Genomic DNA, 24708 nt, shown 5'->3' on the forward strand with positions numbered 1-24708 from the left:
GGTGACCACCAGTGACTGACCCCGCCGCCGACCTGCGCTCCGTGGAGGCCGAGCTGGTCGCCCGCTGGCCGGAGACCAAGATGGAGCCGTCCACCGCGCGCATCGCCGCGCTGATGGACGTGCTCGGCGAGCCGCAGCGCTCGTACCCCGTCATCCACATCACCGGCACGAACGGCAAGACGTCGACGGCCCGCATGGTCGAGGCACTGCTGCGCGCGTTCTCGCTGCGCACCGGCCGCTACACCAGCCCGCACGTCGAGTCGATGACCGAGCGCATCAGCCTGGACGGCGAGCCGATCAGCCCGGAGCGGTTCGTCGAGACGTACCGCGACATCGTGCCGTACGTCGGCCTGGTGGACTCCACCCAGCCGCTGCCCCTGTCGTTCTTCGAGGTGCTGACCGGCATGGCGTTCGCCGCGTTCGCCGACGCGCCGGTGGACGTGGCGGTGGTCGAGGTCGGCCTCGGCGGCTCGTGGGACGCGACCAACGTCGCCGACGGCACGGTGGCCGTCGTGACGCCGATCGCCGTCGACCACAGCGAGAAGCTGGGCAACACGCCCGCCGAGATCGCCGTCGAGAAGTCCGGCATCATCAAGCAGGGCGCGCTCGCGGTCCTCGCCCAGCAGCCGCTGCAGGCGGCCGAGACCCTGCTGCGCCGCAGCGTCGAGGTCGGCGCCACCGTCGCGCGCGAGGGCATGGAGTTCGGTGTCGTACGCCGGGACCTCGCGGTCGGCGGCCAGATGGTGACCCTGCGCGGGCTGGCGGGGGAGTACGACGGCATCTTCCTCCCGCTGCACGGCGCCCACCAGGCGCACAACGCCGCCGTCGCGCTCGCCGCCGTCGAGGCGTTCTTCGGCGTCGGCACCGGTCAGCGCGTCGGCCTCGACCACACCGGCAAGCTCGACGTCGAGCTGGTGCGCGAGGCCTTCGCGGGGGTGACCTCGCCCGGGCGCCTGGAGATCGTGCGGCGCGGCCCGACGGTCGTGCTGGACGCCGCGCACAACCCGGCGGGCGCGCGTACCGCCGCCGAAGCGGTGGCCGAGTCCTTCGACTTCACCCACCTGGTCGGCGTGGTGTCCGCGATGTCGGACAAGGACGTGCGCGGCATCCTGGAGGCGTTCGAGCCGATCTTCGCGGAGATCGTGGTGACGCAAAACTCCATGCGCCGCGCGATGCCCGTCGACGAACTCGCCGCGCTGGCCGTGGAGATCTTCGGCGACGACCGGGTCGAGGTGGTTCCGCGCCTCGACGACGCGATCGACGCCGCGGTGCGCCTCGCGGAGGAGGAAGGGGACCTGGGCGGCGCCGCGGTGCTGGTCACAGGTTCGGTGGTGACGGTGGGCGAGGCGCGGGTCCTGCTCACCGGCGGTCGGCAAGGGAGGGGATGACCCGTGCGTGCCCTGTGTTCCACCCATCTGATCGGCGAGGCGATCGTGATCTGCCTGGCCGCGCTCGTGGCGATGTCGCTCACCGACATCTCCACCGGGACGCTGTGGGCGGTGGCCGGTCCGTCGGCCGTCCTCTGCATTCTGCTGTGCGGCAAGTTGTCCGCGCCGTGGGCGGTGCCCGCCGGCTGGGCGCTGCAAGTCGCCCTCATCGCCGCGGGCTTCGTGGTCCCGATGATGTTCGTGGTCGGCGTGATCTTCGCGGCGATCTGGTACGCGTGCGTTCGGGTGGGCCGCACCATCGACGCCGCGAAGGCCGCGCACTCCTGACAACGCCGCCGTGACCCCCGATAGGCTCGGGGCGTTGAGTTGATCGAGCGTCAGCAATTCCCCCTTGAGGAGTCCCCCTTTGTCCGAGCGCACACTGGTCCTCGTCAAACCGGACGGTGTCCGGCGTGGCCTCGTCGGCGAGGTCATCGGCCGCATCGAGCGCAAGGGCTTCACCCTCGCCGCACTGGACCTGCGGGTGATGGACCGCGAGACCGTCGAGCGGCACTACGAGGAGCACGTGGGCAAGCCGTTCTACCCGAGCCTGGTCGAGTTCATGACGTCGGCCCCGTCGGTCGCGATGGTGGTCGAGGGCGAGCGCGCCATCGAGTCGTTCCGTACGCTCGCCGGTGCCACCGACCCGATCAAGGCCGCGCCCGGCACGATCCGGGGTGACCTCGCGACGGTCACACAGCAGAACATCGTGCACGGATCCGACTCCCCGGAGTCCGCGGCACGGGAGATCAAGAACTTTTTCCCCGGCCTCGCCTGACCGGTTGGAACCACGGCCGCGCGGGTTGACGCGCGTCACCGTACGACGGGGGTCTTCTGTCGCTTCGTGCTGCCCGGATTCCGTTTCGCCGTGGTCCGTTTGAGTGAGGGTTAGGCACGAAAAACTAAAAAAGACCCCATTGGCGTGCGTGGCACGTGTCGATCTGTCTGATGATCACGTCATCGTGGTTGGCAGGTGTTCCGCTCGGCGTGGCACGCCTACGATTGAGACCGGTCCCAGCCGTGCGCAGTAGGCCGGTTCACGTCCCCCGGCTGTAACACATGGCTGAAAAAAGCTCCGGAAGGCCCTGGTTGCTTCATGGCGAACAATTTGTCGTTCATCGGTCGTGACATGGCAGTCGACCTCGGCACGGCCAACACGCTGGTGTACGTCCGTGGGCGCGGGATCGTGCTCAACGAGCCTTCCGTCGTCGCCAAGAACACCAGTACGGGCGGCATCCTCGCGGTCGGCGCCGAGGCGAAGAAGATGATCGGCCGGACCCCCGGCAACATCGTCGCCATCCGGCCGCTCAAGGACGGCGTCATCGCCGACTTCGAGATCACCGAGCGCATGCTCCGCTACTTCATCCTGAAGGTGCACCGCCGCCGCTACCTCGCGCGTCCGCGCGTCGTGGTGTGCGTGCCGAGCGGCATCACCGGGGTAGAGCGCCGCGCCGTGGTCGAGGCCTCCAGCCAGGCGGGCGCGCGCAGCGTGCACATCATCGAGGAGCCGATGGCGGCCGCGATCGGCGCCGGGCTCCCGGTCCACGAGGCCACCGGCAACATGGTCGTGGACATCGGCGGCGGCACCACCGAGGTCGCGGTCATCTCGCTGGGCGGCATCGTGACCGCGCAGTCGATCCGCGTCGCCGGCGACGAACTCGACATGGCGATCATCAACTTCGTGAAGAAGGAGTACTCGCTGCTGCTCGGCGAACGCAGCGCCGAGGAGATCAAGATGTCGATCGGGTCGGCGTACGACCTCGGCGACGACGCGCACAGCGAGATCCGCGGCCGCGACCTGGTCAGCGGCCTGCCGAAGACGATCGTCATCTCCACCGCGGAGGTCCGCAAGGCCGTCGAGGAGCCGGTCAACACGATCATCGACGCGGTCAAGACCACCCTCGACAAGTGCCCGCCCGAGCTGTCCGGCGACGTCATGGACCGCGGCATCGTGCTGACCGGCGGCGGCGCGCTGCTGCGCGGCCTCGACGAGCGCCTGCGCGCGGAGACCGGCATGCCGATCCACATCGCCGACAACCCGCTGGACTCCGTCGCGCTCGGCGCGGGCAAGTGCGTCGAGGAGTACGAAGCCCTGCAACAGGTTCTCGACGCACAACCGCGTCGCTAGCCGCCACGCTCCGGACCGGCCCGTCCGCTCGGTTCGGATCCGACCGGCCGGCACGCCGGCCACGTAGTCACCGGGTCATGCCAGGAACACCAGGAATGCCAGGAAAGGGGCGGGGCGCATCGTGAGGGACTCCCGCCGCAGCCGCATGGTCCTCGTGCTGCTGCTCGCGATCTCCTTCGCCTTGATCACCGTGGACATCCGCGGCGGCCGGAATTCGCCGGTCTCGCACGTGCGGGACTGGGCCTCGGCGGTCTTCGGCCCGGCCGAGCGCGGCACCGCCAACGCGGTGGACCCCATCGCCGACGCCATCGACGCGGTGCGCGACGCGGGCAGCCACGAGGACGAGAAGAAGAAGCTGGAGGAGGAGAACGCCAAGCTCCGCCAGCAGTTGGAGAACATCGCACTGGACCGGGCGCGCGTCGCCGAGGTCGACAAGCTGCTCAAGGTCGCGTCCGCGGGCCAGTACCGCGTCAAGCCCGCGCGCGTCGTCGCGGTGGGTCCGGCGCAGGGCTTTTCCTGGACGGTCACCATCGACGCCGGCACCGGCGACGGCATCAAGGCCGACATGACGGTGATCAACGGCGACGGCCTCGTCGGCCGCGTCACGTCCGTCGGCCCGATGACCGCGACGGTCCTGCTGGCCACCGACCCCGGCTTCTCGGTCGGTTCGCGCATGGCCGGGTCGCAGGAAATAGGGATCACCACCGGGCAGGGCGACCGCCCCATGCGGCTGCAACTGCTCAACGGGCAGGCCCCGGTCAAGACCGGCGACCGCCTGGTGACCTTCGGGTCGCAGGGCGGGCGTCCCTTCGTGCCCGGGGTCCCGGTCGGCGAGGTGACCGAAGTACGCTCCACGCCCGGCACGTTGACCAAGACGCTCGAGGTCAGGCCGTTCGTGAAGTTCACCAGCCTGGACACCGTCGGCGTCGTGATCGAGCCGCCGCGCACCGACCCGCGCGACGCGGTGCTGCCCGCCCCGCCCGCGCCGCCGCCGGCCGCGCCGCCGGTCGCACCCGCCGCCGCGCCGCAGCCGTCCACCACGCCGCCCGCGACCGGCAAGCCGTCGGCCAACGGGCGGCCCACCAAGAAGCCCGTGACACCGAACGCGGCAGGGAGGGACTGACCGGTGGGAGCCGCACGTGTGCTGTACGCCGCCGTCCTCATCTTCGTCGGCCTGGTGCTCCAGGTCAGTGTGCTGGCCCGATTCGGCCTGCCGGGGGCGGTGCCCGACCTGCTGCTCCTGATCGTGGTCGGGATGGCGATGACGTACGGCCCGACCGCGGGCTGCGTCGTCGGCTTCGCCGCCGGCCTGTGCGCGGACCTGGCACCGCCGGCCGACCACGCCGCCGGGCGCTACGCGATCGTGCTGTGCATCGCCGGCTATATCGCGGGCCTGTTCGCCACGCGCAACCGCCAGTCGGTGATAACGCCCATCCTCATCGTCGTCTTCCTGGCCGCCTTGACCACCGCGCTGTACGCCGGAGTCGGCGCACTCGTCGGCGACAGCGCGGCCCGCGACGTCGGCCTCGGACACCTGATGTTCACCGCCGTCATCTACGACGCGTTGCTCGCCCCGTTCGTGGTGCCGCTGGTCATGGCCGGCGCACGCCGCACGGACCCGCAGCCAGTGCTGCCCATCTGACGCACCGCCCGGGCCGCTCCTCGGCCCGATCCGCACCGCCAGCCGAAGCCAGAACGTGGGAGTGATACGCCGATGATGCCCAGCCTGTCGAACGCGGGGCGTTCGCGCGGTGACGGTGCCCATGGCGTCCGGGCCCGGCTGATCATCCTCCAGGTGCTGGTGCTGTCCCTGGTGATCACGCTGTTCGGCCGCCTCTGGTACCTGCAGATCCGCCAGGGCGACGAGTTCACCAAGGCGGCCATCAGCAACAACGTGCGCCAGGTCGTCACCCCGGCGGTCCGCGGCTCGATCCTCGACGACAAGGGCCGCCCGCTGGTCGCCAACCGCACCACGCTGGTGGTGTCCGCGAGCCGCACCGAGCTGCTGAAGCAGCCCGACAAGGGCAACGCGGTCCTCGAGCGCCTCGCCGGGATCCTGGGCATCCCCGCCGACGAGGTCAAGATGAAGGTGCGGCTGTGCGAGCGCAACGTGCCGCAGCCGTGCTGGAACGGCTCGCCGTACCAGCCGATCCCGATCATGCAGGGGGCCACGACCGAGCAGGCCCTCGCGATAATGGAACACCGCGAGGACTTCCCCGGCATCACCGCCGAGCCGACCGCGGTCCGCGCCTATCCCGGCCCCGAGGGCGTCAACGCCGCCCACACGCTCGGCTACCTGTCGCCGGTCACCGACGACGAACTGGCCAAGCAGAAGGAGGCCGGCAAGAACGACCTGCAGCGCTCCGACCAGGTGGGTCGCAGCGGGCTGGAGCGCACGTACGACATCGACCTGCGCGGCAAGGCGGGCGTGACCGGGCTCGCCGTCGACAACGTCGGGCGCGTCACCGGCACGGTCTCCGAGACCCCGTCGGTGCCCGGCAACCACCTGGTCACCAGCATCGACGCGCGCGTCCAGGCGGTCGCCGAACAGCAGTTGCAGGAAGCCCTGTTGCGCGCCCGCGCCACCTTCGACGCCGGCAACACCAAGCGCAACTTCGCGGGCGACAGCGGCGCGGTGGTCGTGATGGACGTCAAGACCGGGCGCATCGTCGCCATGGCGAGTGCGCCGTCGTACGACCCGAACGTATGGGTGGGCGGCATCTCGAAGAAGGACTACGACGCGCTGACCAGCCCCAAGGCCGGCGTACCGCTGATGCCGCGGGCCATACAGGGCCAGTTCGCGCCCGGCTCGATCTTCAAGGTGATCTCCACGTCGGCCGCCGCCGAGAACGGCTACTCGGTCAAGAGCAACTACCCGTGCCCGTCCGGGATCACGGTCGGCGGCATCACGTTCAACAACCTGGAGTCGGCGAGCTACGGCGACATCTCGCTGGCCCGTGCGCTCGAAGTGTCGTGCAACACCGTCTTCTACGGCCTGTCGTACGACATGTGGCTCAAGGCGGGCGGCCTCAAGGGCAAGAACCACCCGATGGTCGACATGGCACGCGCGTACGGACTCGGCGCGCCGACCGGCATCGACATCCCCGGCGAGGTCCCCGGGCGCATCGTCGACCAGAGCGTGCGGCGCGCGGAGTGGGAGCAGAACAAGGACAACTGGTGCCGCCTGTCCAACGACCCCAAGATCACCGGACAGGAGAAGCTCGTCTACCACGAGAACTGCCTGGACGGCTGGCAGTTCCGCGCCGGTGACGCGGTCAACTTCGCGATCGGGCAGGGCGAGACGCTGGTGACCCCGCTGCAGATGGCACGCGTCTACGCGGCCATCGCCAACGGCGGCACGCTGTGGGAGCCGACGATCGGCAAGGCGATCGTGAGCCCCGACGGCAAGGTGGTCCGCGAGATCCAGCCCGAGGTCAGCAACAAGCTGCCGATAAGCCCGCAGGCGATCGGCTACCTGCAGACCGCGCTCAAGGGCGTGTCGGTGAACGGCACCGCGCGCGGCGTGTTCGCCGGGTGGCCGATGGACAAGCTGCCGATAGGGGCCAAGACCGGTACCGGCTCCGTGCAGAACAAGCAGTCGACGTCGTGGTTCGCGACCTTCGGCGGACCGGCCGACGGCCCGCAGTACGCGGTTGTCATGATGGTCAGCCAGGGCGGCACCGGCTCCGGGACGTCGGGTCCCAGCGTCCGCAAGATCTACGACGCGCTTTTCGGCGTCGACGAGAAGGGCAACATCGACCCGGCCAAGGCGCTCATGCCGGCCCCGCCGACCACACTGCCGAAGATCAACCCGGACGGGACGGTCGCGCCGGTCGCCGCGTACACCCTGGAACTCCCCGGCCAGGCACCGCCCGACGGCCCGCGCGCCGCGGTCGCCCTGGAACAGGTCGGTGCGCTGCCTCCCGAGCGGCTCCCGTACCGCGGGGGGAGGTACGTGTGAACCTCGGGCTGAAGATGCGGCAGAGCAAGCCCAAGGCCTTCGGGCTCGGCGGCCCGCCCACACTGCAGAAGCTGTCGCCCGCATTCGCCCAGCAGCGCCGCTCCTTCGCGGCGCGGGCGATCGAACGCGACGCCCCGGTACGCCGTCTGGACTGGGTGTTGTTCGCCGCGGCGCTCGCGCTGTCGGTCATCGGCTCGCTGCTGGTGTGGTCCGCCACCCGGCCGCGCACCCATCTGACCGGCGGCGACCCGCAGGCGTTCCTCAAGAAGCACGTGCTCAACCTGGCGATCGGCCTCGTGCTCTTCGTGATCATCGCGGTCGTGGGCCACCGCCGGATGCGCGTGCTGGTCCCGTTCATCGGCATCCTCGCCATACTGGGCCTCTTCGCGGCGCTCAGCCCGCTCGGCGCGACCATCAACGGCCAGAAGGCGTGGATCCTGCTGCCGGCGGGCTTCTCGCTGCAACCCGCCGAGCTCGCCAAGATCGGCGTGATCCTCGGCATGGCCATGCTGCTGTCCGAACGCGTCGACACAGGTGACGTCGAACGCCCGGGCAACCGTGCGGTGTTCTGGTCCGTCCTGCTCGCCATGACGCCGATCGGCATCATCATGCTGATGCCCGACCTGGGCTCCGCGATGGTGATCGGCGTCATCATCCTCGGCGTCCTGCTGGCGTCCGGTGCGCAGGCCCGGTGGATCGGCGGGCTGGTCTTCCTCGGCGCGGCCGGGGCGGTGGCGGTGTGGAAACTCGGGATACTGAGCCAGTACCAGATCGACCGCTTCTCGGCGTTCACCAACCCCGAACTCGACCCCGCGGGCGTCGGCTACAACGTCGCGCAGGCCCGCCTGGCGGTCGGATCGGGCGGCCTCACCGGCACCGGGCTGTTCCAAGGGAACCAGACGCAGGGGCAGTTCGTCCCGGAGCAGCAGACTGACTTCATCTTCTCGGTGGCCGGCGAGGAACTCGGCCTCATCGGCTGCGCCGTCATACTGTTCCTCTTCGGTGTCGTGCTGTGGCGCGGCATCCGCATCGCGGCGAACGCCGACGACCTGTTCGGCACGATCATCGCCGCGGGCGTGGTGGCGTGGCTGGGCTTCCAGATGTTCGAGAACATCGGCATGAACATCGGCATCATGCCGGTGGCCGGCCTGCCGCTGCCGTTCGTGAGCTACGGCGGGTCGTCCATGTTCGCGATCTGGATCGCCATCGGGCTGCTGCAATCGGTGCACATGCGCGGGGCCCGCTCGCTCACCCGCGCCTGAGGCGGGAGTTCGGCGACGCCGGGAAACCGCGCGGCGAGGGCGATCCGCGGTGAGGCGGCGTGACCGACGGCGTCGACGGGCCGGACGGGGCCGGCCAGGGGGCGTGACCGGGGGCGCAACGAGGGGGCGTAACCGCGGACGCCGTTGCGAAGTTGTCAGGGTGTGAACTCACCACGGCCCGGGCGGCCCGCTCCCACGTGGATGCCTCGCGGGCAGACCGCGGCGGGCGCCGCTCGGCCTCGGCCATCCGGCGCGCGCGTACGGCCGTTCGCTGCCCGGCGCCGGGTCTGGCTTGTTGTCGCTGCTCCGCCGGTCGCCGCGGCGGCAGGCGCGCCTGCCCGGGGGGTGGCGCGCGCCGAGTCTCGCTTTGGTCTCAGTTGTGTTGCTGTGCCTGCCACTTCCGTACGCGGACAGGGGCTGCCAGCTGCGGATCTTCAGCTCGTTCCCAGCCGTTGCGACCCCTTGTCAACCAATGGGGAGCAAGCGGGTACGAACGCCGATAATCCGTCTGCTACGTTGTCGGTAACGCCTACGTTTTCACCGGTTTGGCTGCGTCGGCCATCGCGGTGTTCGCGGCATGGCGCGTTACCCTCGGCACGCGCAACGCCCCAGTGGCGCCGGATGTATCCCGAAAGGTGAGTGTTCAGCCCGAAAGCCGTGCACATAGTCGCAGGTAGACCCTGGCATGAGCGCGGGGTAGCATCGCGCGTTAGGGGTGACGTCGAGCGGGGTAGGATCGCGCGTTAGGGCCGAGCGCCGACGCGAGCCCTCTTCACCACATGCCTGCGTATCGTTCCCACGTCGAGGATGTCCGAAGCCAACATGCGTATCGCTGTCGTCAACAATTTCTATCCGCCTCGGCTCGGGGGGAGTGCGCACTTTTCGGCCTCGCTCGCCCGGGGGTATGTGGAACAGGGCCACCAGGTAGTCGTGTTGACCGCTACGTACGGCGACGCGCCCAGCCATGAGGTGGTCGACGGCGTCGAGATCTACCGGCTGCCCGCGCGGTACCTGCCGCAACTCGGGCTCGCCATCGACTTCGACATCTCGTTCACGATGGGCCGCCGGAACCTCAAGCGGGTCTTCCGGATCCTCGACGACTTCAAGCCGGACGTCATCCACCAGCACGGGCAATTCCTCGACCTGTCCTGGCTTTCCGGGTGGTACGCGCGCAAGCGCCGCATTCCGGTGCTGCTGTCGATCCACACGATGCTGAAGAGCCCCAAGCCGCTCTTCCACGCGATCTTCCGCATGCTCGACGGGCTCGTGGTGCGCCCGACCCTGTCGATGTACAAGCCGACCCTCGCCGTGCAGGACCGCATCGAGGCCGACTACTGCATCGAGCGCTACAAGGCCGACCTCGCCGACATGGTCAAGACCGTCGTGCCGGTCAGCCCCGAGAAGTTCAGCGGGCCTCCGGCCCGCGACGTGCGCGCCGAGCTCGGGCTCGGCGACGTGCCGTTCATCGGGTCGGTCGGGCACGTCATCCCGCTGCGCGACCGGTTGCTGCTGGTCGAGGCGATGCCCGAGGTGCTCGCGAAGTTCCCGGACACCAAGGTGGTCGTGGTCGGACGCGTGTACTACGACGCGTTCCTCAAGCGCGCCGAGGAACTGGGCATCGCGGACGCGTTCATCTGCGTGGGCACCGTGCCGCAGGCGGACGTGCACTCGTACCTCGTGGCCGCGGACATCGAGGTGCACGACCTGTCCGGGCAGGGCGCCGGCACCGCGAGCCTGGAGGCGATGGCCAGCGGCACGGCGACCATCTTCGCGGGCACCGAGGACACCTACCTCGACATCCCGCTCAAGAACTGGCACAACACCCTGCTCGTCCGTCCGGACGACGCCCGCGGCCTCGCCGCCATGATCGTCGAGTTGCTCATCGACTCCGAGAAGCGCGGTCAGATCGCGAAGCGTCAGCAGGAGCTGGTGCGTGGGCGATTCAACCTCGATCGCGTCGTGGAAGACCACTTGCTGGCCTTCGAGAGGCTGGCCCGAGCCAAGCCGACCACGTCGTTGACCTCCCGGTGAAAGCCCGGCTTTGATACGTCAGGAACCACAACATGGGTAACCGCATTCATCCGACGGCCGTGATCGGGCCGGGGGTCGAAATCGGCGAGGATAATGTAATCGGTCCGTATACCGTCATTGTCGGCCCGTGCGTCATCGGCGACGGCAATTGGATCGGGCCCCATGTGTCGATAGGGTCTCCTGCGGAATTCCGGGGCGGCCCCCATCCCGCGGCCTGGGACGGGGAGCTGGACGGTTTCGGGATCGAGATCGGCAGCCGGAATTACTTTCGCGAGTTCGTCACCGTGCACCAGGGAACCAAGCGCAAAACCAGTGTCGGCGACGACAGCTACCTGCTGGTCTACAGCCATGTGGGACACGACTCGACCCTTGGGAACGGGGTCACGCTGTCGAGTGCCGCACAACTCGGCGGTCATACCCAGGTCGGTGCGTACGCTAATATCGGCATGGGTGTAATGGTCCACCAGTTCGGGCGGATCGGCCCCGGTGCGATGGTGGGAATGGGCGCTTCCGTGCGACGCGAGGTACCGCCCTTTTCGATCACGGTCGGCAACCCGGCACGCACCACCGGCATCAATGAGATCGGGCTCAGCCGAGTGGGCGTCAACGGAGCGGCAGCCGCGGCCATGGGGGAGTATGTGAAGGGCCGCACCCCGGTCCCGGACGGTCTGCCCGACGACATCGCCGAGCTCCTTGCCGCCTGGGAGCGCAGCGCGCCCGTGGCGTGACGGCCTGGGCGCGTGTGCGGCCGGCAGAGCGCAGCAGACCTAATCGAACCGCCGAAGGCAAGAGAAGGGGACGCATGTCCACCAAGGAACGGCTGAAGGGCGTCTTCGCGTCCGCGCTCGACCTCGACCCCGAGACCACCAGCATCGAGGACCTCCGCTACCGCGAGATCGACAAGTGGGACTCCCTCGGCCACATGGTGCTGGTCGCGGCGATCGAGGACGAGTTCGACGTGCAGCTCGACACCGACCAGGTGATCGACATGAACGCCTTCAAGGTCGCGTACGACATGCTCCGGGAGATGGGCCAGGGTGACTGACAGCGTGACCCGCGACCGGGCGTTCGAAGGCCGGATCTGCGTGGTCACGGGCGGCACCAGGGGCATCGGGCACGCCACCGCCTCGGCACTCGCCGAGCAGGGCGCCACCGTCGTGCTGACCGGGCGCGACGAGGCGGCCGCGAAGGAACGCGCCGCCGAACTGGCCGCACAGCACGGCACCGTGGTGGCCGGCCACGCGCTCGACGTCACCGATTCGGCCCAGGTCCGCGCGTTTTTCACCGGAACGGCCCGCGAATACGGCGCCGTCGACTGCCTCGTCGCCAATGCAGGGGCGATGGAGGACGCGCTTGTCGGCATGATGCGCGACGAGCACATCTCCCGCATGCTCGACACCAACGTCGTCGGCACCATCACGTGCCTCCAGGCGGCGGCCCGCGTCATGATGCGCAAGCGCACCGGCTCGATCGTGCTGCTGGCGTCCATCGTCGGCGAGCGCGGCAGCGCCGGGCAGAGCGTGTACGCGGCGTCCAAGGGCGCCGTCACCGCCCTCACCAAGTCGACCGCGAAGGAACTCGGGCGCCACGGCATCCGGGTGAACGCGGTCGCCCCCGGCATGATCCGCACCGACCTGATCGCGAACGTCCCCGACGAGGTGGTGGAACGGCGTACCGCCGACACCGCGCTCGGCCGCGTGGGGACCCCGGAGGACGTCGCCCGCGCGATCCGCTTCCTGTGCGGTACCGACGCCGAATTCGTCACCGGACAGATCCTGGGGGTCGACGGAGGCATGGTCCTGTGACGAACGCGTCCGGCCCGGCCTCGCCCGGCACCTCCGACTCCGCCCAAGGCCCCGCGGAGGGGGCCGCCGACCCCGCGTCCGGCGGCACGCTCGCGGACCTCCTCGTCCACCCGGGCGTGACCCTCGTCGACGGGACCGACGGCAGCCGCCTCACCGGCGCGGACCTGCGCGCCCGGATCGACGAGGCCGCCGACCGCCTCGCCGGCCTGCCGGACGGCATCGTCTTCGCGCCGACCGGCCAGGACGTGCCCGGCATCCTCGGCTACCTCGGCGCGCTCTCCGCCGGGCGTGCCGTCCTGCTGCTCGACCCCGCGCTCGACCGCACCGCGCTCGAGGCGCTCATCGCCCGGTTCCGCCCGGCCGCCGTCACCGGCGCCGACGGGCCCACCCCGACCGGCTACCGCGCGGCGGTCGGCACCGGCTTCGTCCGCAAGGACGCCGACAGCGCGGGCGTGCACCCCGACCTCGCGGTGCTGCTGACCACCAGCGGCTCGACCGGCAACCCCAAGCTGGTCCGCCTCTCGCGCGGCGCCGTGCTGGCGAACGCGCGCTCGATCGCCACCGCGCTGGACCTCGGCCCCGCCGAGGTCGCGCCCACCAGCCTGCCGCTGCACTACAGCTACGGCCTGTCCGTGCTCAACAGCCACCTCGTCGTCGGGGCAACCCTCCTCGTCGACGCGAACGGCGTTCTGTCCCGCACCTTCTGGGAAGCGGTCGACGAGCACCAGGCCACCAGCTTCGCCGGCGTGCCGTACCACTACGAGATGCTGCGCCGCATCGGCTTCGCGCCCGCCGAGCACCCCGCGCTGCGCACCCTGACCCAGGCCGGCGGACGCCTGCGCGGCACGCTCGTCAAGGACTTCGCGGCCCGCATGGACGAGGTCGGCGGCCGCCTCGTGGTGATGTACGGCCAGACCGAGGCCACCGCGCGCATGGCCGTACTGCCGCCCGAGCGCCTCGCGGACAAGCTCGGCACCGCCGGACAGGCCATCCCCGGCGGCGAGTTCACCATCCGCCCGCTCGACGACGACGGCCCCGAGGACCCCGAGGGCATCGGCGAGGTCGTCTACACCGGGCCGAACGTCATGATGGGCTACGCCGAGTCCGAGGACGACCTCGCCCGCGGCGACGACCTCGGCGGCGTCCTGGCCACCGGCGACCTCGGCCGTCTCGACGACGAGGGATTCCTGACCATCACCGGGCGCCTCAAGCGCATCGGCAAGGTCTTCGGCACGCGCGTCAGCCTCGACGACCTCGAGGACATGCTGCGCGTGCACGGAGTCGCCGCCGCGGTCCCCGGCGACGACCGCATCATCGTGTGGCTCGAAGGCGCCGACAAGGACGGCTGCCGGGCGGCCGGCCGGGCGCTCGCCGAGCGGCTGCGCGTCCACTCCTCGGGCTTCGACGTGCGCACCGTGCCCGCGCTGCCGCTGCTGGCCAGCGGCAAAATCGACTACCGCGCACTGGAGGCTGGGGTATGACCGGCGCCGCAGCGGACTTCGTCTTCGGACGCACGCAGGCCGAGCGCGAGAGCGTCCTGCTGCCCGAGCTCCTGGCCCTGACCGAGCACCACCGGGCCAACTGCGAGCCGTACGACCGCATCCTGTCCGCACTCGACGTGCCGTCCGGCCGCGCCGCCGACCGCATCGCCGACCTGCCCTGGCTGCCGGTCCGGCTGTTCAAGCACCACGACCTGGCCAGCGTGCCGCGCGAGGAGATCTTCAAGACCCTCACGTCGTCGGGCACCACCGGCGCCGAGGTCTCGCGCATCTACCTCGACAAGGAAGCGGCCGGAAACCAGGTCCGCGCGCTTAGCCGGACGCTCCAGGCGGTGCTGGGCAAGCAGCGGCTGCCGATGCTCATGGTCGACAGCTCCGGCCTCGTCAAGAACCGGCTGTCGTTCTCCGCGCGCGGCGCGGGCGTGCTGGGCATGGCCGGGTTCGGCCGCAACCACGCCTACGCGCTGGACGCCGAGGAGCGGCCCGACCCGGACGCGATCGCGAAGTTCCTGACCGCGTACGGGGACAAGCCGTTCCTGATCTTCGGCTTCACTTTCATGGTGTGGCAGTACCTGTACGAGGTCTCTGTCGAACACGGCTTCGACCTGTCGAACGGCATCCTCGTGCACTCCGGCGGCTGGAAGAAGCTCGCCGACCGCGCGGTGGACAACGCCACCTTCCGCGCCCGGTTCGCCGCCGACACCGGACTCACGCGCATCCACAACTACTACGGCATGGTCGAGCAGATCGGCACCGTGTTCGTCGAGGGCCCGGAGGGCGACGCCCTGTACTGCCCGGACTTCGCCGACATCGTGGTGCGCGACCCGGAGACCTGGGCCGAGCAGCCGATCGGCACGCCCGGTGTGATCGAGGTCGTCAGCTCGCTGCCGCGCTCGTACCCGGGACACGTGCTGCTGACCGAGGACCTGGGCGTCGTGCACGGCATCGACGACGGCCACTGGCCGGGCAAGCGGTTCTCCGTACTCGGGCGCCTCCCGCGCGCCGAGGCGCGGGGCTGCAGCGACACGTTCTCGGCACCGCAGGACGTGCCGGAACCGCAAGGGGTGCAGGCCGCATGATGATCAGACAGCGCTTCCCGCAGGGGCCGCCGCGCGCGCTCCCCGACCTCCTCGCGGAGGTCGACGCGGAGGTCCCGGACGGTCCGCTGGTCGTGGGGGACCCGCGCATCGTCGACTTCCTCACCGCCTTCGGCCGTACGCTCCTCGACCCCGCGCTGGTCCGCCGCCACCCCGAACTGGCGCCGCTGGGCTTCTTCCTGCGCCGCGGCGAACTGGCCGCGCAGCTCACCCGGCTGAACGACCCGGGAGTCGGCGTCGGCGCGCACACCAAGATCCTGCGCTTCCCGCGCGGCCTGATCTTCCACGTCCCACCGGCCAACGTCGACACGATCTTCGTGTACGCCTGGGCGCTCGCCGCCCTCACCGGCAACCGCAACATCGTGCGCATCTCGCCGCGTTCGGGTGCCGCCGCCGAAGTGATCCTGGAGCGCCTGGGCACCGCCCTCGCGGACGCCCACCCGGCAGTCGCGGCGACCCAGCGGATGATCACGTACGACCGCGACGACCGCATGACCGAGGCCCTGTCGGCGGCCTGCGACCTGCGTGTCGTGTGGGGCGGCGACCAGTCGGTGCACGCCGTGCGCCGCGCCCCGCTGGCCCCCGCGGCCCGCGACCTGACCTTCCCCGACCGCGCGTCGTTCGCGGTCGTGTCGGCCGCCGCGTGGCTGCGCGCGACCCCGCAGGACCGCGACAAGGCGGTGCTGGACCTCTACAACGACAGCTACTGGTTCGACCAGGCCGCGTGCGCCTCGCCGCGCGCGCTGTACTGGGTCGGGGCAGATGCCGCCGCCGACGAGGCGCGCCGCGACCTGTTCACCCGCCTGGAGGCACTGCTGGCCTCGCGCGGCGAACTGCCCGACCCGGCGATGGCGGTGCACAAGCGCGTGGCGGCGTACGGCGAGGCGGCCCAGGGCCGCGCGTCCTCGCTCGGCTTCGCGGCCGGCGACGCGCTCGCCGTCCTGGAGCTCGCGCGCCCGCTGGACGTGCCGCGCGGCTGGCTGGGCGCCGGCGCGTTCCCCACGGCGACCGTCGCCCGGCTCACGGACCTCGTCCCGATGCTCGGCCGGAAGGACCAGACGCTGAGCCACTACGGGTTCGACGCCGACGAGCTGGCCGAGTTCGCCGCGGCCGTCGCGGGCCGCGGGATCGACCGCATCGTGCCCTTCGGGTCGGCGCTGTCGTTCGCCCCTATATGGGACGGCTACGACCTGCCGCGCGAGTTCACCCGGATCACCACACTCGGCACCGCTCCCACTCAGGCGCGGCGGTGACCAGCACGGCGACGGAACCCGTCGCGACCCCGGATTCCACGGCCAAGGTGTGGATGCGCAGAGCCGCGCGGCTCATCGCGATCATGCGCCCCTTCCTGCTTCTGCTGGCCATCGGCGGCATCGCGTACATGGCGTACAGCCACTGGGGCGAGGTCAGCGACACGCTGAGCAAGATGCCGTGGTACGGCGTCGCGGCGAGCGGGATCTCGCTGCTGCTGGGCATGACGTTCGGCTGGCTGACCTGGCAGACCCTGGTCGACAGCATGGGCCGCCCGACCGGATACGCGGTGGGCGCGCGCATCATGCTGGTCAGCCAGCTCGGCAAGTACCTGCCCGGCTCCGTCTGGGCGTACGTCCTCCAACTCGAACTCGGCCGCAAGGCCAAGGTGTCGCGTGCCCGGCTGTTCACCGCGACGCTGATGTACGTCGCGGTCTCGTCGATCATCTCGCTGGTCCTCGGCCTGATGGCGCTGCCGCTGCTGCTCGACGAGACTCCGCAGGCGGCGTGGGTCTTCCTCCTGGTGCCGGTGGGCCTGGTGTGGCTGCACCCGCGGATGCTCGCCAAGTCGGGCGAGTTCGTCCTCAAGCTGCTGCGCCGCCCGCCCGTCACGCTGCGCCTGACCTGGCCGCTGGTCGCCAAGCTGACCGGTCTGACGGTCCTGTCGTACGCGTTCCTCGGCCTGCACCTGTGGCTGCTCGCGAAGTCCGTGTCGTCCGCCGACCTGTCGATGGTCATGCTGTGCGTGGGCGCGATCGCGGTCGGCCTGACCCTGGGCGTGGTGGCGTTCATCCTGCCGTCCGGTGCGGGCGTGCGCGAGCTGGTCATCGTCGCCGCGCTGGCGTCCACGATGCCGCGCGGCGAGGCGGTCGCCCTCGCGCTGGTGTCGCGGCTCATGTTCACCGTCGCCGACGTGGTGTCCGCCGGTGTCGCGGCGCTGTTTGGACGCCGTGCGCTCAGCCGCACGGAGCGGGACGCGGCGGCGGCCGCCGGACCGGTGGACGCCGGTTCCGCGCCCAAGGCGGCGGCCGGCGTTTCCTCGGGATCCGGCACGGCGAACGAGCCGCCCGCGCGCGACTGACACGCCGCGGGTCACCGGAGCCAGGCCCCGCGCACCGGCCCCACCACCGCAGAGACTTCAAGGAGCACGTTGATGCTGATGTCGGCCGGCAAGCGCTTCCCCGCGGAGCAGTGGGGTACGGTGCGTCGGATCTGGCTGAAGCAGCCGTACGCCGTCCGCGTCGTGGAGCTGCTGGCCCTGGCGTGGCTGCTGCCGCTGGCGACCCACGCGGTCAAGGCGGACGCCCTGCTGCTCTTGGTGATGCTCCTGGTCACCTCGTCGCTGCTGCGGGCCGGCGGGACCCTGCTGGACCGGCTGATGATCGGCGCCGCCCTGCTGGCCGGCACCCTGCTGTCCTCCGGCCTGGTGTTCTCGGTCTGGCCGTGGGGCCTGGAGCCGGTGCCGGTCGCCGGCTTCATCCTGTCGGTGCTGGTCATCGCCGGCGCCGCGGCCAAGCGCACGCCGAGCCTGCCGCTGCGCCTGCGCGGCTCCGACCTGATGGTGGTCGGCGCGGCGGTGGCGGCCTGGCTGGTCGTCGCCTGGCCGGCCCTCGGCAGGGGCTTCAAGTGGAACCTGGCGTACTTCTCGATGAACTCCACCGGGGACCGCATCCGCCACTACACGATGTTCGACGCGATCCACACCACGGGCGGGTTCACGTTCATCAACCCGGATCAGGCCAAGCCCTTCCTGGACTCGGGTTTCGCGGAGAACTACCCGAACGGCGCCGCGTACCTCTACTCGTTCCTCGACATCTTCCTGCGCTCCGACGTCGACAGCGGCACGAACACCGGCGCCTTCCAGCGCTACTTCTGGTACGCCACGACCGGCTACGCGATCCTCGTGCTGGCCGTCGTGTGGGGCGCGCGCTGGGTCGCGGGCCCGGCCGTCGCCGGATGGCGGCGCGGTCTGACGCTCGGCGTGGTCGGCGGCTTCATGTGCTCCGGCATCATGATCTGGCTGGTCTGGTCGGGCTTCGACTCGGAGCTGATCGGCCTGGTCTTCCTGGTCATGGGCACCGCGGTCCTGGTCCGGTACCCCAACCGACCGCGCGAGCAGGTACTCCTGTTCACGATGGCCATCGTCGGCGTGGCGTTCTCGTATCCGCTCTTCCTGCCGGTCATGGGTGTGGGCGCGGTCGGAGCCCTGTGGCTGTTCCGGGCCCGTCTCCTGAACAAGTGGACGTTCATCGTCGCGGCCGCGGTGTCCCCGCTGGCCCTGATCCCGGCGCTGGCGCCCTACCTGTTCGGCACCCTCAACCCGTCCGAGCACCTGCTCGTGCCCGGGTTCGCCGAGCTGACCTCGCGCCGCATGCTGGCCGCCGTCGCCGTCGTGCTGATCATCGCGTACGTCTTCGGCAAGGCGCGCCGCTCGATCTCGAACCGCGCCATGGCCTGGCAGCTGTTCACGGTGGGTTCCGCGATGGTCCTGGTGACGGTGTACCAGCACCTGAAGACCGGCGCGAACTCGTACTACAGCGAGAAGTACGTGCACGCCGGGGTGCTGTTCGCCTGCCTGGCGGTCGGTCCGGCGATGCTCCTGCTCAACGTGCCGCGCGTGAAGCTCGCACTCGGCCACCGGCAGCGGCGCGCCGTCTCCGGGGTCGCCGTCGTGGCGGCGGCCCTCGCCGGGGTGCTGGCGACCGGGGCGATCGCGTGGAACAAGCCCGTCATGGTGGCCGGGCGCCCGGCGTACGACACCACGTGGGGCGCGGTCTGGATGGCCGGTAAGCCGCAGACCCAGACGCCGATCGCGCGCGAACTGCGCACCATGTACAACGCCGGCCTCATCGGCGACGGAAAGCCGACGCTCGTCATCGTCGGGTGGCCGTGGGGCAACGTGATCGCCAACCTGGAACTGGGGGCGATCAACCACCACCTCGGCCTGACGATGAAGATCGGCGAAGAGCTGCCCAAGCGGGGCGGCGAGAAGGAAGTCTTCACGTATTGGGCGGCCGCCCAGCGCTGGGTGGACAACCTGGAGACGTACATCCGGCAGACCGACCGCGAGCTGCGCATCGTGACGTTCGAGCCGCACGTGGCCACGCGCCTCCAGGCGGCAGTGGACCAGACTCCCGGCAGCAAGGTTGAAATCGTCTGGCTGGCGGACAAGTACGGCACCCGGGGCGTGATCCCGGCGCCGGCACCCCCGCCGCCGCCCGCACCGGCTCCGGTTCCGGCACCGGTCAAGAGGTAGTCGGCGAAGGTGTTCGGCGGGCGCCGGGCGCGGGGATGATCCGCACTCGGCGTCGGCGTACGCGCCTGCTGCCGCACCGGCTCGCGCGCCGCCCTCCGGCGACGCAGTCCGGGAAGGTTCGGGCAGGCGTTAGGCTGGGAGGCTGTTCCCCCATCTCTCACCCCGCCCCCGCCGGAGGCTGCGCCATGCCCGTCGAGTCGGTGTTCCCGCGCCTGGAGCCGCTGCTGCCCCGCGTGCAGAAGCCCATCCAGTACGTCGGAGGGGAGCTGAACTCGACCGTCAAGGACTGGGACGCCGCCTCGGTGCGGTGGGCGCTCATGTACCCGGACGCGTACGAGGTCGGCCTGCCCAACCAGGGCGTCATGATTCTCTACGAGGTGCTCAACGAGGTCGCGGACGTGCTCGCCGAGCGCACCTACGCGGTGTGGCCGGACATGGAGAAGCTCATGCGCGAGCACTCCGTCCCGCAGTTCACCGTGGACGCGCACCGCCCGGTCGGCGCGTTCGACGTCTTCGGCATCAGCTTCTCCACCGAGCTCGGCTACACGAACCTCCTCAACGCCCTCGACCTGGCGGGCATCCCGCTGGAGGCGAAGGACCGGACCGAGGACCACCCGATCGTGCTGATCGGCGGGCACGCGTCGTTCAACCCCGAACCGATCGCGGACTTCATCGACGCCGCGGTGGTCGGCGACGGCGAGCAGGCGGTGCTGCAGATCACCGACGTGATCCGGGCGTGGAAGGCGGAGGGTTCGCCGGGCGGGCGCGACGAACTGCTGTTCCGCCTCGCGGTCACCGGCGGTGTGTACGTCCCGCGCTTCTACGACGTCGACTACCTGGACGACGGCCGCATCCAGCGCGTCGCGCCGAACCGCTCGGGTGTGCCGTGGCGCGTGTCCAAGCACACCGTCATGGACCTCGACGAGTGGCCGTACCCCAAGCAGCCGCTGGTCCCGCTGGCCGAAACCGTGCACGAGCGCATGTCGGTCGAGATCTTCCGGGGCTGTACGCGCGGCTGCCGCTTCTGCCAGGCCGGCATGATCACCCGTCCGGTGCGCGAGCGCAGCATCACCGGCATCGGCGAGATGGTCGAGAAGGGCCTCAAGGCGACCGGCTTCGAGGAGGTCGGCCTGCTGTCGCTCTCCTCCGCCGACCACACCGAGATCGCCGAGGTCTCCAAGGGCCTCGCGGACCGGTACGAAGAGGACAAGATCGGCCTCTCGCTGCCGTCCACCCGCGTCGACGCGTTCAACATCGACCTCGCCAACGAGCTGACCCGCAACGGCCGCCGCAGCGGTCTGACGTTCGCCCCCGAGGGCGGCAGCGAGCGCCTGCGCAAGGTCATCAACAAGATGGTCAGCGAGGAAGACCTGATCCGGACGGTCTCCACCGCGTACGGCAACGGCTGGCGCCAGGTGAAGCTGTACTTCATGTGCGGCCTGCCCACCGAGACCGACGAGGACGTCCTGCAGATCGCCGAGATGGCCAAGAAGGTCATCGCCAAGGGCCGCGAGGTCTCCGGCAACCGCGACATCCGCTGCACCGTCTCGATCGGCGGCTTCGTCCCCAAGCCGCACACGCCCTTCCAGTGGGCGCCGCAGCTCGACCACGCGACCACCGACGCGCGGCTCCAGAAGCTCCGCGACGCGATCCGCGCCGACCGCCAGTACGGCAAGTCCATCGGCTTCCGCTACCACGACGGCAAGCCGGGCATCGTCGAGGGCCTTCTCTCGCGGGGCGACCGCCGCGTCGGCAAGGTCATCCGCGCCGTCTGGGAGGACGGGGGCCGCTTCGACGGCTGGAGCGAGCACTTCAGCTACGAGCGCTGGATGCGCTCCGCCGAGAAGGCCCTCGCGGACGACCCCGTCGACGTCGACTGGTACACCACCCGCGAACGCGACTGGAACGAGGTGCTCCCCTGGGACCACCTCGACTCCGGCCTCGACAAGGACTGGCTGTGGGAGGACTGGCAGGACGCCCTCGACGAGGTCGAGGTCGACGACTGCCGCTGGACCCCCTGCTTCGATTGCGGCGTATGCCCCCAACTGGACACCGAGATCCAAATCGGCCCCACCGGCAAGAAGCTCCTGCCGCTGTCGGTCAAGTAGCGCACGGTCGGGTTGCGCGGGGGATCAGACCGAGAAGCTGTTCACCTTGGTCGGGGTCACGCGGACGACCACGCGGGCGATCTCGTCGGGCTCCGGCGGCGGGGCCTCGCCCAGGTACCTCAGCGAGAGCGCGAGCGGCAGCTCCTTCGCCGGGTCCGGGACGATCTCGGCGGTGCCCCGGAGCTCGACCGAGTGGTACGGGTTCTCCAGGTCGAAGACCGTGACGCTGACACGGGGGTCGCGGCGCAGGTTGCGTACCTTCGCCCGGCCCTCGGTCGCGGAGAACACGAGCGTGTCGCCGTCGCGCTGGTACCAGACCACCGAGGCCTGAGGGCCGCCGTCGGCGGTGAGGGTCGACACGGTCGCGAAGTTCTTGCCGTCGAGCAGCTTGCGTGTCGGCTCGTCGAGGTTCGTGGACATGGTGCTCCCGCTTCCGTTGGTGCGATTCGCGCGCCCCTTGGGGCACTTCTTGTTACGGCCCCCATCTTGGGTGACCATGGGGGCCGGCGGAAGGAGGCACTTTCATGTCACGGCGGAACATCTGTGTAACGGAGTCGGCGGAGGTCACCCAGGCATGCCGGGTGCTCGACGTGCTCAACCGGGTGAGCGGCAAGTGGAGCATCAGCATCCTCATGGAGGCCCACCACGGGCCCGTGCGCTTCACCGAGTTGGAGCGGGCGATCCCCGGCGTCAGCCGCCGCATGCTCACCCTGACGCTGCGCGGCCTGGAACGCGACGGCCTGCTGACCCGCACGGTGTATCCGACGGTGCCGCCGAAGGTGGAGTACGAGGCGACCGGGATGGCGCGGGAGCTGTACGAGTACCTGTCCGGACTCATCGCATGGGCCGAGCGGCACGAGCCGGCCGTGGCTGCTTCGCGGGACGCGTACGACCGCGCGGCCGACTGAGCCGAGGGCGCGTACGTCGTTCGGACCATGCGTTTTTGCTGTGGACTGGTGCTCGTGAGGCGGTTCGGGGCGCGGGGGTCACGCTGATCGGCAGCCGGGTTCTGCGGCGTGCTTGGACCGCGGTGTTCGAAAAGGGGGATTTGGCGGGCGGGGTCCGGCTTGGGGACATTGACGGTTCGTGTACCGTTCCGGGCTTCGGTGGAACCAGCGGCTCGGACCGACACGTCCTGACGGGGTGTCAAGGCTTTCGGGGGGAGGGCGCATGACACAGGGGGACTCTGGCTCGGGGCACCGCCCCGGGTGGGTCGGCGACACGCCTGCGGACGACGAGGCGACACGTCGGGTTGTGCTCGGAAAGGACGAACGTCCACCAGCGGTGACGGGTACGGATGTGCCCGAGGCGCGGCGGCCGTCGGAAGTCGATCTCGTCAAGCGCGACGACGCCCCACCGGATGCGCCCGCGGCCGAAGAGCCGGTCGAGGACGCTGCGCCCAAGGCACCCGGGTGGTTGTTGTGGCCGCTTCGGGTGATCGCGTTTGTCGTGGTTGTGCCCTTCCAGTTGGTGCGGGGTGCGGCGCTCGCGGTTTGGGGCGGGATCAAGGCGTTCGGACGCGTGCTCGCGGTGCCGTTGAAGGGCATTTGGCGCGTGATCGCCTGGCCGTTCGTGCACCTGGGCCAGGCGCTGCGCTGGTGCGGACGCATGATCGCCTGGCCGTTCCGGCAGTTGTGGCGCGGACTTGAGGCCGTCGGCCGCGGGTTCGCGTGGGTGTTCCGCAAACTTGGCGCGGGGCTGCGCGCCGTCGGCCGTGGACTGCGGCGGCTCGGCGGCGTCCTCGCGTGGCCGTTCGTGCAGCTGTGGCGCGGGCTGGTGTGGCTCGGTGGTTGGCTCGCGCGCGGGCTGGTGCTGCTGGGCAAGGGGCTCGTGTGGCCGTTCGCGCAGATCTGGCGCGGGCTGATGTGGCTCGGGCCGTGGCTGGCCCGCGGCATCGCGACGCTCGGCCGCGCGTTGGCCTGGCCGTTCGTCAAACTCTGGGCCGGGCTGCGGCGCCTCGGGCCGTGGGTGCGCCTGGTGCTGCGGTCCTTCGGGGCCGTCCTGGCGTGGCCGTTCGTGCAGGTGTGGCGCGGTCTGTGCGCGCTCGGGCGCGGACTGCGTGCGGTCGGGCGTACGGCATTGGACTGGCTGGGCCGCGCATTCGTGTGGCTCGGGCGCGGCTTGGTGCTGCTGGGCAAGGGGCTCATCTGGCCCCTCACGCAGATCTGGCGCGGGCTCATGTGGCTGCGGCATCCGCTCGCGGCTGTCGGTCGTGGCATCTCTGCCGCCCTGGCCGCGCTCGGAGGCGCCCTCGTATGGGCGGTCCGCATGTCGGCGCTGGTCCTCACCTGGCCCTTCCGCCAATTGTGGCGGGGCCTGTGTTGGCTGGGACGGGGAGTGCGCGCGCCTCTGGTCTGGGCCGGCGGCGCGGTGGCGAAGGCCGGCCGCTGGGTCGTCAAAGCGGTCATATGGCCGTTCCGCCAGGTCGGGCGCGGCGTGCGCAAGGGCGGCGGCACGCTCGGCCGTGCCCTGAAGACCGCTTTCGTGTGGGCCGGCAACCGTTCCATGCGTGTCCTGCGCTGGCTGTGGCGCGTGATCTCGTGGCCGTTCGCGGCCGGATGGCGGTACGTCGTCCTGCCAATCGGCCGGGCGATGCGCGAAGCGGTCCGGTGGGCCGGACGCGCGGCGGTCAAGGTGTGGCGCGTGCTGGTGTGGCCGTTCACCGCGGCGTACCGCGCGGTGCTCGCCCCGATCGGCCGTGCCGCGAAGTCGGCGTTCGGTGGCGTCGGGCGCGCGGCGCGGTCGGCCGTACGCGCGACGCGCCAGGCCGCGGCCGACACGCGCGCCGCCATCCGCGAGGCCCGGAAGAGCGTCGGCCAGACCGTCAAGGACGTGACCCGCTCGATGCGGCGCGGCGGCCGGTGACGGCGGGGTCCGCGCGGG

20 protein-coding genes and 1 pseudogene are annotated in these 24708 nt (G+C 70.6%); 20 read left to right on the forward strand and 1 reads right to left on the reverse strand.

Going from position 1 to position 24708, the window contains the following annotated elements; all coding sequences use genetic code 11:
• Window positions 1-11: 11 nt before the first annotated feature.
• From folC to AB0C36_RS22700, 18 genes and pseudogenes are all read left to right on the forward strand, one after another.
• Window positions 12-1388, forward strand: a complete 1377-nt coding sequence (gene folC / locus AB0C36_RS22615; protein WP_358356691.1) for a bifunctional tetrahydrofolate synthase/dihydrofolate synthase — start codon at window positions 12-14, stop codon at window positions 1386-1388.
• Between the two features lie 3 nt (window positions 1389-1391).
• Window positions 1392-1715, forward strand: a complete 324-nt coding sequence (locus tag AB0C36_RS22620; protein WP_358356693.1) for a DUF4233 domain-containing protein — start codon at window positions 1392-1394, stop codon at window positions 1713-1715.
• A 79-nt stretch (window positions 1716-1794) separates the two neighbouring features.
• On the forward strand, window positions 1795-2205 hold the full coding sequence (gene ndk / locus AB0C36_RS22625) for a nucleoside-diphosphate kinase (RefSeq protein WP_358356694.1): 411 nt from the start codon (window positions 1795-1797) through the stop codon (window positions 2203-2205).
• A 330-nt stretch (window positions 2206-2535) separates the two neighbouring features.
• Complete coding sequence (locus tag AB0C36_RS22630) at window positions 2536-3555, forward strand: rod shape-determining protein (RefSeq protein ID WP_358356738.1); 1020 nt, start codon at window positions 2536-2538, stop codon at window positions 3553-3555.
• A gap of 121 nt (window positions 3556-3676) precedes the next feature.
• Window positions 3677-4678, forward strand: coding sequence for a rod shape-determining protein MreC (gene mreC, locus AB0C36_RS22635; protein ID WP_358356695.1), 1002 nt, complete (start codon window positions 3677-3679; stop codon window positions 4676-4678).
• A gap of 3 nt (window positions 4679-4681) precedes the next feature.
• Window positions 4682-5185: pseudogene (gene mreD, locus AB0C36_RS22640) on the forward strand (rod shape-determining protein MreD); the annotation flags it as partial.
• Window positions 5186-5269: 84 nt separating this feature from the next.
• Window positions 5270-7516, forward strand: coding sequence for a penicillin-binding protein 2 (mrdA, locus tag AB0C36_RS22645; RefSeq protein WP_358356697.1), 2247 nt, complete (start codon window positions 5270-5272; stop codon window positions 7514-7516).
• Complete coding sequence (rodA, locus tag AB0C36_RS22650) at window positions 7513-8778, forward strand: rod shape-determining protein RodA (protein ID WP_358356699.1); 1266 nt, start codon at window positions 7513-7515, stop codon at window positions 8776-8778. Before mrdA ends, rodA begins: the two co-directional genes overlap by 4 nt.
• 822 nt (window positions 8779-9600) lie before the next feature.
• Window positions 9601-10809: a glycosyltransferase family 4 protein gene (locus tag AB0C36_RS22655; protein WP_358356701.1), complete on the forward strand. Its 1209-nt coding sequence runs from the start codon at window positions 9601-9603 to the stop codon at window positions 10807-10809.
• Between the two features lie 32 nt (window positions 10810-10841).
• Window positions 10842-11537, forward strand: coding sequence for a UDP-N-acetylglucosamine acyltransferase (locus AB0C36_RS22660; protein ID WP_358356702.1), 696 nt, complete (start codon window positions 10842-10844; stop codon window positions 11535-11537).
• A gap of 74 nt (window positions 11538-11611) precedes the next feature.
• Window positions 11612-11854 carry an acyl carrier protein gene (locus AB0C36_RS22665; RefSeq protein ID WP_358356703.1) on the forward strand — a complete coding sequence of 81 codons (243 nt, stop codon included), beginning with the start codon at window positions 11612-11614 and terminating at the stop codon, window positions 11852-11854.
• Window positions 11847-12614 (forward strand): SDR family NAD(P)-dependent oxidoreductase, encoded by a 768-nt coding sequence (locus AB0C36_RS22670; protein ID WP_358356705.1) that lies wholly within the window; start codon window positions 11847-11849, stop codon window positions 12612-12614. Before AB0C36_RS22665 ends, AB0C36_RS22670 begins: the two co-directional genes overlap by 8 nt.
• On the forward strand, window positions 12611-14095 hold the full coding sequence (locus AB0C36_RS22675) for an AMP-binding protein (RefSeq protein WP_358356707.1): 1485 nt from the start codon (window positions 12611-12613) through the stop codon (window positions 14093-14095). The genes AB0C36_RS22670 and AB0C36_RS22675 overlap by 4 nt, the downstream gene beginning before the upstream one ends.
• Window positions 14092-15192, forward strand: a complete 1101-nt coding sequence (locus AB0C36_RS22680; protein ID WP_358356708.1) for a LuxE/PaaK family acyltransferase — start codon at window positions 14092-14094, stop codon at window positions 15190-15192. Before AB0C36_RS22675 ends, AB0C36_RS22680 begins: the two co-directional genes overlap by 4 nt.
• Window positions 15189-16463 carry an acyl-CoA reductase gene (locus AB0C36_RS22685; RefSeq protein ID WP_358356710.1) on the forward strand — a complete coding sequence of 425 codons (1275 nt, stop codon included), beginning with the start codon at window positions 15189-15191 and terminating at the stop codon, window positions 16461-16463. The genes AB0C36_RS22680 and AB0C36_RS22685 overlap by 4 nt, the downstream gene beginning before the upstream one ends.
• On the forward strand, window positions 16460-17542 hold the full coding sequence (locus tag AB0C36_RS22690; protein ID WP_358356712.1) for a lysylphosphatidylglycerol synthase transmembrane domain-containing protein: 1083 nt from the start codon (window positions 16460-16462) through the stop codon (window positions 17540-17542). The genes AB0C36_RS22685 and AB0C36_RS22690 overlap by 4 nt, the downstream gene beginning before the upstream one ends.
• 72 nt (window positions 17543-17614) lie before the next feature.
• Window positions 17615-19717, forward strand: coding sequence for a DUF2339 domain-containing protein (locus AB0C36_RS22695; RefSeq protein WP_358356714.1), 2103 nt, complete (start codon window positions 17615-17617; stop codon window positions 19715-19717).
• Between the two features lie 185 nt (window positions 19718-19902).
• A complete protein-coding gene (locus AB0C36_RS22700; RefSeq protein WP_358356716.1) occupies window positions 19903-21825 on the forward strand; it encodes a TIGR03960 family B12-binding radical SAM protein in 1923 nt (640 codons plus the stop codon).
• A gap of 24 nt (window positions 21826-21849) precedes the next feature.
• Here AB0C36_RS22700 and AB0C36_RS22705 read toward each other — a convergent pair whose 3' ends face one another.
• Entirely contained in the window at window positions 21850-22245 is a 396-nt protein-coding gene (locus tag AB0C36_RS22705; RefSeq protein WP_358356718.1) for a PPOX class F420-dependent oxidoreductase, read from the reverse strand.
• Between the two features lie 104 nt (window positions 22246-22349).
• Between AB0C36_RS22705 and AB0C36_RS22710 the strand changes: the two genes are divergently transcribed.
• The gene (locus AB0C36_RS22710) at window positions 22350-22733 is read left to right on the forward strand and encodes a winged helix-turn-helix transcriptional regulator (RefSeq protein WP_358356719.1); all 384 of its coding nucleotides are present in this window, start codon (window positions 22350-22352) and stop codon (window positions 22731-22733) included.
• Window positions 22734-23109: 376 nt separating this feature from the next.
• The gene (locus tag AB0C36_RS22715) at window positions 23110-24690 is read left to right on the forward strand and encodes a hypothetical protein (RefSeq protein WP_358356721.1); all 1581 of its coding nucleotides are present in this window, start codon (window positions 23110-23112) and stop codon (window positions 24688-24690) included.
• Window positions 24691-24708: the final 18 nt, after the last annotated feature.

Origin of the sequence: Streptodolium elevatio (assembly GCF_040649515.1) — a bacterium.
GTDB classification, from domain to species: Bacteria; Actinomycetota; Actinomycetes; order Streptomycetales; family Streptomycetaceae; genus Yinghuangia; species Yinghuangia elevatio.